An 11,012-nucleotide genomic window follows, 5' to 3' on the forward strand; every position below is an offset into this window, starting at 1 on the left:
GGCTGCTCCGGACGGCCAGCCTGATCCAGGAGTGATGTCCCTCTGGCACAGGCCGGGACACCGCTCCCCACTCGGTTCAGGCTGCTGCATTCGGGCACTTCACCGCCCCGCTGGTCTACAGCGCTTCGCTGGGCCGCCGCAGCAGTTTGAACGCGGAGACCGTCCGCACCTCGGTGCCGCTGGGCAGGGCCGCCTGGGCGGCCAGCACCTCAGGATGGTCGGGAGTCCACAGCGGATGCGTGATCAACAATGCCCGGCTCTGGCGACGTTCCTGCTCTAAGAAGGCAGGCACGCTCTCGCTGACGTCCAGGGGGACGTACCCCAGCTGCGCCAAGGCCTGAGGAATGGGCGCCTGTTCTCCCCAGACCAGTGGCTTCCAGGGATTGGGAAACCCGGCCTGGTCGGCATGCAGCCCGGGTGCGCGGGTGGGATCTTGCAGCACCTGCAGAAAGTCCAGCGCCAGGCGCCAGTCCAGCAGCGGATGGTAGGCGAGGTTGTGGTAATCGCGCAGGCAGCGGGCACAGCTGGTGTCACAGGCAGGTGCGTGTGTCCCCCAGGCCGGCGCAAGAACCGAGTGGGCATGCTCCAGCAGGCGCGAGAATTCGCCAGCCTGTCCCAGGTGGGTGGCGTAGCCGGCCCCGTTTTCCAGATGGTCACACAGGAACGCGTGGCCCTGGGTGCCGTCGCCTCCGCCCGTCACATAGAGTCCTGCATCCAGTTCGCCGGGTTCCACGTCGAGGAGGGCGCTGGCCGCAGTCCGCAGGGTAAAGGCCAGGGTGTACCAGGCGGCGCGGCCATCCACACTGGTCGTGGGAGCGTGGATGCCTGCAGGCCAGTGTTCTGGCCGCACCAGCAGGGTGTCGGTCACCCGGCGGGAGAGCAGGGCAATGCGGCGCCCGCTGGCAGCCCGCCCACTGGCCGGGCCCGTGTTCAGGTCGGCCACATAAGCGCCAGGAAAGCCCGGCTGGTCACGGAAGGTAAAGCCCAGCCGCCCCCCATCGTTGTGGGTGAGCAGTTCTTCGGTCCGCGCCGTCAGCAGGGCATTGGCGGTCTGGGCCGTGGGGGTCACCTCGCCCCGGACGGCCAGGGTCGGCCGGGTGGAGCGTCCACTGAATTCCACATGCCCGTCGTAGTCGTCGCGCTCCCCGTTGGTGAAAAAGTGGCGGGGTTCGCGGGCGTCCAGCACCTTGACGGCCGCTTCCCCGCAGGTGGGACAGCGGGCCGTACGGTCCCCGGGGCTGGCAGGCAGCGGCAGGGGATGGTGCACCGCCTGGCAGCTCTGACACAGGCCCAGCAGCAGGGGATTGTCCTGGGAGAGGGGGGGATACAGGCCCGGGCCCGTGCGCAGGCCGCGGCCGCTGGGCTGCACATCCATCACCCCCTGAACGGTGTGAATCATCTTGTCCTTCACCACCTGGGCCCCCGGCGCGAAGGCCCCGATGGCGAGGTCCAGATCCCGGTCGATGGTGTCGGCGTCCCTGGAGTGTCCATCCAGGTAGTTCAGGGGACTGAGGAACAGGTTGCGAACCCGGGTGGGAAAGCCGAACATCGGCAGCAGTCCCGCGCCGGCCAGCCGCTCACTCAGTTGCGACTGGCTGTAGCGCTCGTTGGCCACGACCGCGTCGATCTCCGTCACCAGTGTGCCCAGCACCTCGTTCATCAGGGCGGCGGGATCCGCCTGATCGGTGTGGGCGGCCAGGGCCACCGCCAGCGCCTCTAGGGCCGCGCGTTCCGCCGTAGATTTCAGGAATCGCTCGACCTCGGGGCGCAGGCGCGGCCACTGCTCGGTGAGGCCGAATTCACCGTGCACGCTCTCGGGGGTGTCGTCCGGCAGGCGCCCGGTCAGGGCGCGGCGCAGCACCTCCTTGACCAGGACGCGGCGGAAGATGGTGGGCCGGGCGGTGTCCAGGTACGGCGGCGGCGGCGCGTCGCCCGTGATGCTTTCCGGGCGCTGATAGTAATACGCGTCGTGGGTGCGGCCCCGGCAGAAGGTCAGGGCCAGTGACAGGCCCGCTCCCCGGCGGCCGGCCCGGCCCACCCGCTGCTGATAGTTGAAGCGGCGCGGGGGCATATTGCTCATCACCACTGCCAGTAGTGACCCGATGTCTACGCCGGCTTCCATGGTGGTGGTCACGCTCAGCAGGTCGACCCCCTGGGCCTGAGGTTTCTCCCCTGGCAAGAACACCTCCTGAAAGTGACGCTGCCGGGCCGGACGGTCCAGCGCGTTCGTCTGTCCCGTCAGTTCCTCGACGTTCATGCGGTACGGCTGACCGAAGTCGCGCGCCAGGTAGGCGTAGTAGTCGTGTTCGTCCTCGTAAATAGCCGGCTCCAGGCGGGTGACCCGCTCCTGGGTTCCGGTCTTGCGGGCACAGTTCACGCAAAACCCGGCCGCCGGATGTTGGTAAAAGGCCCGGCAGGTGGGGCAGCGCCACCCGTCCCGGCGGCCAGACAACAGCTCGAGACCGTCGGGACGGAGGTTCAGGCCATTGCCGCTTTCTGCGGCCTGTCCCCCCGCCAGCAGGCGCTCTACGAAAGCTGCCTCGTCCACATTCGCGGCCTTCAGGTACAGGCGCACCGGTTTGGGGAGATCCCGTTTTGACCCGGGGACAGAGTAATCGCTCTCGGTGTGCCGGCGCTTGACGGCCAGGAACCGGGCCACGGCGTCAGTGGCTTCCTGGAGATGCACGGGAGTCGTGCTGGGCAGGGGGACATGAACCTGACCCTGCCCGACGCTTTCCAGCGTGCGGACGACGTGGGTGAACAGCACCTCCATGATCTCACTCATCAGCAGCTGGTGTAGCCGCTCTTCATGCCGCTGGGAACTGGAATCGGGAACGACGGTGACCGCCGTCCGGGTCCAGCGAAACGCGTCTTGCCAGGGTTTCCAGACCCGGTCTTGCTGGAATCTCAGCGCGCCCCGCGTGTTGCCCCCGGGGCAGACGCCCAGGCTGATCAGGCGGGCGAAGACCGCGTCGCGGAGTTGCCCGATCGGCACGCGGGATGGGTACTGCCTCAGGGCCGCTTCAGCGTCTGCCTGCATCACCTCGTCCGCCAGATCACTCAGGGTCATCAGCAGGGGCTGAAAGCGGGCCGCGTGGATCCGGAACAGCGCCAGGTCTTCGGGAGTCGCGGGCGTGGCGAGGGCTGTGGCCAGCGCTGGATTGATCGCCAGCATCTGGGCGGCCCCGTCTGCCGTCCGGCCAGCCAGGACCCGCACGGCCGCTTCCAGCGCGCGGCCCGACTCGCGCAGGGCGTCCAGCAGCACCACCCGCACCAGGTCGCGGTAGTGGTCGCGCTCCAGGCCCGCGGCCAGACGCGCGGCGTCCTGACGGCTGTCACTGAAGACCACCAGCTTGCGGGCGCCGCCGTCACTGCTCACCTCCCGCATCAGGGAACTGGCCAGCACCTGCGCGGCTTTCTGAAAGCCGGTGCGGTGGGAGCGTAGGGGGGTCGGAAAGCGCTTTCGCCGGGTGAAGTCCGTGTCGCAGGCCGGGCAGATGGGCGGCATGGCCGGCGCGCCCTCCGGGTGACTGGCCTGCACGGTGTAGATCCAGACCGGCTGCATCCCGGGTTCCCGGCCCGCCCCCGGTGTGCGGGTCAGCAGTCCGGTGTGCCGCTGAAAAAACGCCCGCTGCCAGGACGCTTCGGCCGCCTGTCCACTGGAACGGGAGGTCCAGGAGTAGGAGGGCTGCTCAGGTTCGCGCTCATGGGACGGCACGGGCCACAGCACCGCGTAGGTTCCGTAGGTGCGGGGGCCGTCGCCTTCAGGCGCACTTTCCAGGTCGGGCCGGTCGGCACTGAGGAGTTCCGTGGCCCGGCCATCCTGCTTGCGCTGGGCGCCGTAGAATCCCTCGCCGCACACGTCACAGACAATCAGGTCGAGCACGCGGCTGCCGCAGCCACAGGCCAGGCGGTGCTGGTCGTGCAGGCGGCCGATGGTCTTCTCGTGCGGGTCTTCCCGGTCCGGGACGCAGGCGGGATCCGTGCAGGCCCACAGGTTCTGCACGTTCTGGAAAAACAGGTGCCCCCGCAGGGCCAGTGCCGGACGGCCTTCTGGCGTGCGGGCGCTGGCCAGAGCAAGCAGCAGCCCCCGCAGTGCTTCTGGCCGCTGCGGCAGCAGGCGCGCGGTCAGCACGCTGCTGCGGGTCGCCCGGATCTGCCCGGAGCTGTCCTGGCAGGCGCCGCGCACCAGAGAGGGGGCCTGAAGGGTCGAGAGCGTGCTGCCCAGAGACACCGCAGGATCGCCACTGACCACGCCGCCCAATGCCTCGACGAGCGCCGTGGTGGCGGCCGCAGGAATGGCGGCGGGCACCGGCGGCGCCGTCGGAGAGGCCTGCACGGCAGCGGCGAACGCCTCGAACGCCGCCGCGTGGGGTTCGAGCGTTGCTCCCTCCGCTGGGGTCTCGCTGACCAACTCACCGCTGATAAACTCGAAGTGCTCGGCGGCCCGCCCGAAAAACTGCGTGAGAAACTTGCGGCCGGCCGGATTGTCTGCCAGGCTGGCGGTCGTAGCGATGATCCGCAGCTGCGGACTGTCCGGGGTGAGGCCCAGGCGGGAGAGCAGTAGCCGCACGATAAACGACACTTCGGTGCCGGGGGTGCCGCGGTAGGCATGGAGCTCGTCCACGATCAGGTGAAAGACGTGCCGGGGATCAGCCTCTAGCCAGGCGCGGGTGGCGCTGAACAGCGGGCCTTCCACCTCGCGCATCAGCATGATGTTGAGCATGGAGTAGTTGGTGATCAGCAGGTCCGGCGGACTGTCCTGCATGTCCCAGCGGCTCCACATCTCGCCGCCGGACGGGTCAGGGAAATGATCGAGCAGTTCAGGTTGTCCGGCTTCGCTCAGCGCCTCCCACTGCCCGTCGAGGGCCAGCAGTTCTCCCCGCAGCCGCTTCATATTGCGCTTGCCCCGGGTTCCGGTGGTCTGGCCTGGAACGGGGGTGAGACCGGTGTAGCGCCCGAACGTCACGCGGTTGCCGCCCCGCGCCTGATCCAGCCAGGCCCGCGTCGCAGGTGCGTTCAGGACGCCCCGCAGCCGTTTGAGCTGATCTTCCACCAGGGCATTGAGCGGGTAGAGCATCAGTGCCCGGACGGCCGCTGGACGCTGGGCATGCGCCCACTGGGAGCCCTGCCGGGTTTCCCCGTGCCGCCACCATTCCCGCTCAGGCGCGGGGGAGCCCATCGGGGCCCAGTCGGCGCTTTCGCGGGCAATTTCCGCGAGCAGCGGCAGCAAAAAGGCTTCGGTCTTGCCGGAGCCGGTGCCGGTCGTCACCACCAGGTCACGGCCGTGCACCGCCCCCTGGATCAGGGCTTGATGCTGGTGGGCGTAGAGGGGCAAGTCCGCCGGGAAGAGGGAACCGGCCAGCTGCGCCAGGTCGGCCCGGGCCCCGGGCAGGCCCGCCGCCGCCTGCGCGAGGGTCTGGCCACTGCTGGTGTAGGCGGCCACCGGTTCCACCAGCGGTTCCTGGGCCAGCATGCCGGGTTGGGCCAGCAGGGCGCGGCGTTCCCGGCGCAGATCGGGATCCCGCAGGGGAAAAGCACTCTCCACATACATGCTGTAGATGTGCTCGAGGCGGGCATGCAGGCCCAGGAGGTCGTTCACAGTGTCTCCAGTCCAAGTTCTAAACGGTTCGCGAGACTCTGGGCCACGGCCAGCGGCACCGCGCGGTACACCAGCCAGCCTCCCCGGTGCTCCGGCAACAGGCCACTGCACAGCACCAGCGCCCGCTCGTACAGCTCAGGGGGGCGTTCCTCGTGGCGCAGCGCGAGTTCGTGGGCCTGGGCGTCATACCGCCAGGAGCCGAGCAAGCCCATCTGCCCCAGCGCGAGGAACCGCAGCGCAAAGAACTCCCCGCGCCGCCAGAGTGCGCCGTCCCGCAGGGCGTGGATGATCCGGCCATCTGGGGACGTGAGTTCGTAGAGTCCAGCAGCGTCCAGGCTGGTGCAGGCTTCAAAACGCTGGCCATCGAAGTGTTTGAGCTGCAGAGCCCGCTCGTTCACGCTCCCCACTGTCCCCAGGGTGCTCAGGAATCCAGCGGTGTCCGGCAGGGCCTCGGCCAGCTGGTAGGCGGGATCGAGCAGCGTCGGGCGACCTTCTGGCTCGCCCACCAACACGCGGTCTGGTCCCCCAGGCTGACCCTCCCGCCGGTCGCCGGCCTGGAGTCGGCTGTCGCGCGCCCCGACCAGGAACGGCTGGACACTTCCGTCCGGCCCGGAGACCGTCACGACAGCCGGGGGAGCCACGGTCCAGCTGCCATCTGAGGTGATGTCCAGATGTCCCAGCAGCCGCAGGTGGCGGGCCAGACGGCTGGCCAGACCTGCGTCCGCCACTCCAAGGGCCTGACAGGCCGCCCGCAGCGCTGCCCAGGATCCGTTCCCCGCGGCGGAGAGGCACCACAGCAGCCGCTCTCCTGCGCCGGCGGGCAATTCGGCGTCTCTGGCCAGCACCCGGGCCTCAATCTCAAAGGGGTCTTCGTGGGTTTCCCTGACCACCCGGCGGTATTCCAGACATTGCCCCAGGGCCTTGATCTGCAAGTCGCCCGAAGCCATGGTCTCAATCTCTTCCAGGCTATAGGCCGTTCCCACCGGAGACCGCAGGTGACGGCAGGTCGGCAGGGCGTCTTCCAAGGCCTCTGTCAATTCGCCCCATTGCTCCGTTTGCAGCGTGAGGAACAGCAAAAACTCCTTGTCTGCGCCCCGCTCGACCCGCAGGCTGATCACCGACTCCGTCAGGTCTTCCCGGCGAACAAAGCGGGCGACGTCATCAATGACCTGCGGCGCCTTGCCGTAGGCGGTGTAGGCCCGGAACCAGCGGGCCGTGCCCCACCCCGCCGCTGACCCTACCTTGCCTCCTGATCCTACTGTTCCCATACGTGTGCCCCCCAGATCCGCCGTCCATTGACCTCTGTTCCGCCGGCCCCATTCAGTTCAATGGAAGCGGCCCTCAACTCTTCCCAGCCCACCACGCGGACGGTGCGCAGGGCCTGAACCCCCCGGGATTCGGCAACCAGGTCATAGGTGCCTGGCTCATCGAAGGGCACCCGCACCACGTCGCCCGGGGGCACGCTGGCGGCAAAGATCTCCTGATCTCCGCGGCAGATGCGCAGATGTGCGTCCAGCGCGAAGGACATCACCCGCACGGCGGGAGCGGCCCCCGCCAGGTACGCCCCGCCCCGCTCTGCCCGGACGCCTCCCTCGAGGTGCACGCTGACGCCGCCGGGGGGCCGCAAGGCCTCGTGCAGTGCCCGGGCAGCGCCTGCCGGCACCTCATCCCAGTGGTTGCCGATGACCATCAGCTCGCGGATTTCGAGCCAGCCGTCTCCCAACGGTTCGGGCCGACCCGGCCAATACACCAATTCGGCTTCCTGAAAGCGCTGCAGATCAGCCAGCAGGTTGTCCCGGAGGAGCAGCAGCAGGTGCTCTCCCACGCCGGGGGTGCCCAGGGACGCATACAGCCCCTGGGCTTCCGGATCCTGACGCAGCACCCAGTAGTCGCGGGCCGGCAGGACCAGGGCGTCGATAAACGGGCTGCCCGTCACCTCATACCTCATGCCCGCCTTCAGCTCTGCGGGCGTCACTTCACCGAGCGGCTGGTAGAACCCGGGGCGTTCGAGCTTGAGGGCTTCTGGGCCCCAGGAGAAGTGAACGGCCATCTCGGCCAGACGGATGCCCCGCGGCTGCCGCGGAAACAGGCGGTACTCCGCTTCTCCCGTTCGCCAGTGTTCTTCCCGGTACAGTCCGGCGACCAGCTGACGGGCGCCCAGCGTCAGGCGGTGCCCTTCTTCCTGTTCCTCTCCGGCAGCGTGAACCCCCTGCAAGACGTCCAGCAGGGACATCTGCACGTCTTCTGCGGCCGCTCCAGTTCGGGAGAGCAGCTCGCGCAACTTGGTGCTGGGGAGACCGTCGGCTCGCAGCCGGGAGGCCAGCGTTTCTCCGTCCCAGCCTGCCGGGTAGCCGCGTTCTGAGATCAACCGGCGCAGCCGCCGCCGTTCCCCTTCCGGAATCAGCGTCTGGCTGATGGGGTAGGCAATGAACCGCCGGGGACCCTCGCCGCCCTTGGCCGTGCTGTCCAGGCCCCGCGAGCGCAGGTAAACCAGCCAGTCCCGCCAGAGGGGTTCTTCCGCGCCTGTTGGCAGACCTGGGGGCCGTCCCTGCGACCCCAGCGGCACGCCCAACACGTCGGACAGCCGCCGAAAGTAGTTCCGCTCGTGCAGCTGGCCCTGGGCGTCTGTGGCCATATTTGATGCCGCCAGTACCATGGCCCCCAGGAAGGCCACGCCCAGAGGAGGGGCTTGAGGGGTGCTGGACAGCAGCCAGTCGGTTGCCACCCGTTCACCCGAAGTGCAGTTGTCCTGCACGGTGGCCAGAAAGTCTTCTCGCCAGGTTCGGTTGTCGGGGGGAGAGCCCCACCGCTGGATGCCGACCCGGTTCAGGGTCTCGTCGCTGACTTCCAGGTACACCGTACTGCCCACCGGTGCGCCGTGCGTGACATGCTCGATCAGCGCTGTATTCCACTCGTAATAGCCCGCCATACTCCTGTATGTCATACCGGCAGTGAACGCGGAAGCGAATGTGCCGCACCCCCTAGTGGGTGGGATAGGAAAGGGCAACCTTCCGGGGATCAGACTGTATAGGCACCAATTTCCAGCAGGTGAAGTGAGTCTCGCCTCAGTAGGTGACAACTTCACTTCCAGCCGCTCCTAGCGCGGAAAAAGGTTGCGTCAGCAGTTCAAGAAAAATCCTAAATTGCTCGGGTTTCCAGCGCAGGGCATCCACGAGATGTTGAGCACCACGTCGGACTAGGCTCACGGCTTTATGACCGTGTTTGAGGACGGGGATCGGTTGGCTCTGGTTCAGGCAGACTCCGAGTCGCAGGCAGAATATCCAGGCCAGGGTGACCAGTCCGAACAGCCGTTGTAGACGGACAGCATCTGTGATGCCTGTCCGTTCCAGGTCGAAGCCCCGTGACTTGAAGCTGCTAAAAGTGCATTCCACCGACCAGCGAAGTTTGTAGAGCTTCCACGTTTTCCGGGCGCTGAAATCGGTCGCGATGATCACGAGGTCTCCAGTCGGAGACCTCGTCGCCACCACCCGCATCAACTCCCCGAACACGACGACCTTCTCGTCAATCTCATGAAAATGGCCGTGTTGGACGTGTTCAAACCAGTCTCCCCCCCGCATGTCGTCAATCAGGTCGCTGTGCCTGATGCGGATGGCACGCTTGATTCCTGTGCGCCTGAGAAAGCGGAACCACTCGGCCCCGATGAACTCCCGGTCGGCGACCAGGCCCAACCAGCGTTTCGCTGGCAGGGCCTGCAGGAGTTTCAAGACCAGCCACATCCGAGCGTAGGTATGACTGTTCCCCGCCTGATCCAAGGGCGTCCAAATCAGGGGGATGGTGAAGCCGTGAACCACGGCGCCAAGCACCAGAACGTTGATCGGCGTTTCCCCATGCTCCCAATTCGTGCGGTCCAGGCTCATCAACACTTTGCCTGGCGGGAGATGGGCGACGAGCAGGGCGATGAAAAACGCCGTATTCAGCTGGTCATCCCTGAACGTGCGGTCGGCGCGTCGCTTCTTTGCGCTTGGTGTGCTGACCCCTGGCAGATGAGCACTCAGGTCATGATGGTTGACGCTCTTGGCCGCAATCATGGCCAACACGACGTCAATCAAGCGCTGGAGCGTATCGATGCGCAGATGGCTCGCGTGTGCTTTGAAGTGCCGGGTCAGTGCGGTCGCCTGCTGGGAAGCGGATGCTGTTGATTTCACACCTTCAGGAGAACGCTGCCAGTCGCCCCCATCAAGCTTGATGGGGGCGACTGGCATTTTTCGCCGTCTGGGACGTAGCTAATCTGAAGTTGTCACCTACTGAGGAGTCTCGCACACAAGGTGAACGCGAGTTGATTGATGGACAGGTCAATCACACCTGCAAGCGATTTCATTCGACGCTCCTCTGCTTGACACCCGTTAAGGCAGAGAGGCAAGCTCAAGTCGCTTAACTAGACCTACGCAAATCGGGTGAGGCCCACACCCCTCACGGGGCAATTTCAGGTGCAACCCGCGTGACAGTTGAGCGGCATGAGGCCATATTTCAATCCCCTTACGGGGCAACTTCGGGTGCAACATATAGTGCTCGGCTGGCGCGAGGAGTACATCGGCAAGTTTCAATTCCCTCACGGGACAACATCAGGTGTACTTGTGCACCAAAGTGTTCAAAGGCCTCGTGCACGTCACGTTTCGATCCCCTCACGGGGCAACACAAGGTATAACTCCCGCAGACGGCGGCAACATTTGGAGCCGCCATATCCCGTTTCAATCCCCTCACGGGGCAAGTTCATTTGCGACAGAATGTTGTAGTAGAGGTACGCGCTGAGACGGTGCGGTTTCAATCCCCTCACGGGGCAAGTTCATTTGCAATTATTGCTCAAAGGCACAGATAGCCGCTACGTCTGGGCGTTGCAATCCCCTGACGGGGCAACTTCATCTGCAACCATCAGCATCCATGACATTGTCCCCCTCAGCTTCAGGTTTCAATCCCCTGACGGGGCAACTTCCTCTGCAACACGGCATGAAGTCGAATCAAAGCCAAGTCAAGCAGGTATTTCAATCCCCTGACAGCGTATTTCATCTGCCACATAGGTTGCTACTTCCGTTCAGGGCGTATGGGAGGTGTTTTAATCCCTCACGGGGCAACTTAATCTGCAACAGCTGGCCTCTCTTGGGGGACGTGTTACGCCTATTGGGTTCAATCCCCTGGCGGGGCAACTGCATCTGCAACGGACGCTTCGCAATGCGCACGCTCACCTATCACGAGTTTCAATCCCCTGGCGGGGCAACCTCATTTGCAACTTCGCTTACAACGGCGTGCAAATCACGATCAAGCATGAGTTTCAATCCCCTCACGGGGCAAGTTCATTTGCAACATCCGCTCCGGCAAGGCCATGCACGCGGAGTTCTAGTTTCAATCCCCTCACGGGGCAAGTTCATTTGCAACATGGTGCACTACTTTGTAG

General features: G+C 65.8%; 4 protein-coding genes. All 4 read right to left on the reverse strand.

Going from position 1 to position 11,012, the window contains the following annotated elements:
* Positions 1-115: 115 nt before the first annotated feature.
* Positions 116-5,602, reverse strand: coding sequence for a DEAD/DEAH box helicase (locus tag E7T06_RS05355; protein WP_136364799.1), 5,487 nt, complete (start codon positions 5,600-5,602; stop codon positions 116-118).
* Positions 5,599-6,870 carry a hypothetical protein gene (locus E7T06_RS05360; protein ID WP_136364800.1) on the reverse strand — a complete coding sequence of 424 codons (1,272 nt, stop codon included), beginning with the start codon at positions 6,868-6,870 and terminating at the stop codon, positions 5,599-5,601. The genes E7T06_RS05355 and E7T06_RS05360 overlap by 4 nt, the downstream gene beginning before the upstream one ends.
* Positions 6,858-8,546, reverse strand: a complete 1,689-nt coding sequence (locus tag E7T06_RS05365) for a hypothetical protein (protein WP_136364801.1) — start codon at positions 8,544-8,546, stop codon at positions 6,858-6,860. The genes E7T06_RS05360 and E7T06_RS05365 overlap by 13 nt, the downstream gene beginning before the upstream one ends.
* A gap of 121 nt (positions 8,547-8,667) precedes the next feature.
* Entirely contained in the window at positions 8,668-9,651 is a 984-nt protein-coding gene (locus E7T06_RS05370; protein ID WP_136364807.1) for an IS4 family transposase, read from the reverse strand.
* Positions 9,652-11,012: the final 1,361 nt, after the last annotated feature.

The sequence above is a fragment of the Deinococcus sp. Arct2-2 genome (assembly GCF_004801315.1).
GTDB lineage: Bacteria > Deinococcota > Deinococci > Deinococcales > Deinococcaceae > Deinococcus.

Excerpts from the sequence above, each read along its gene's own strand:
- E7T06_RS05360 (WP_136364800.1), bottom strand. The coding sequence starts at position 6,870 with ATGGGAACAGTAGGATCAGGAGGCAAGGTAGGGTCAGCGGCGGGGTGG.
- E7T06_RS05365 (WP_136364801.1), bottom strand. The coding sequence starts at position 8,546 with ATGACATACAGGAGTATGGCGGGCTATTACGAGTGGAATACAGCGCTG.
- E7T06_RS05370 (WP_136364807.1), bottom strand. The coding sequence starts at position 9,651 with ATGATTGCGGCCAAGAGCGTCAACCATCATGACCTGAGTGCTCATCTG.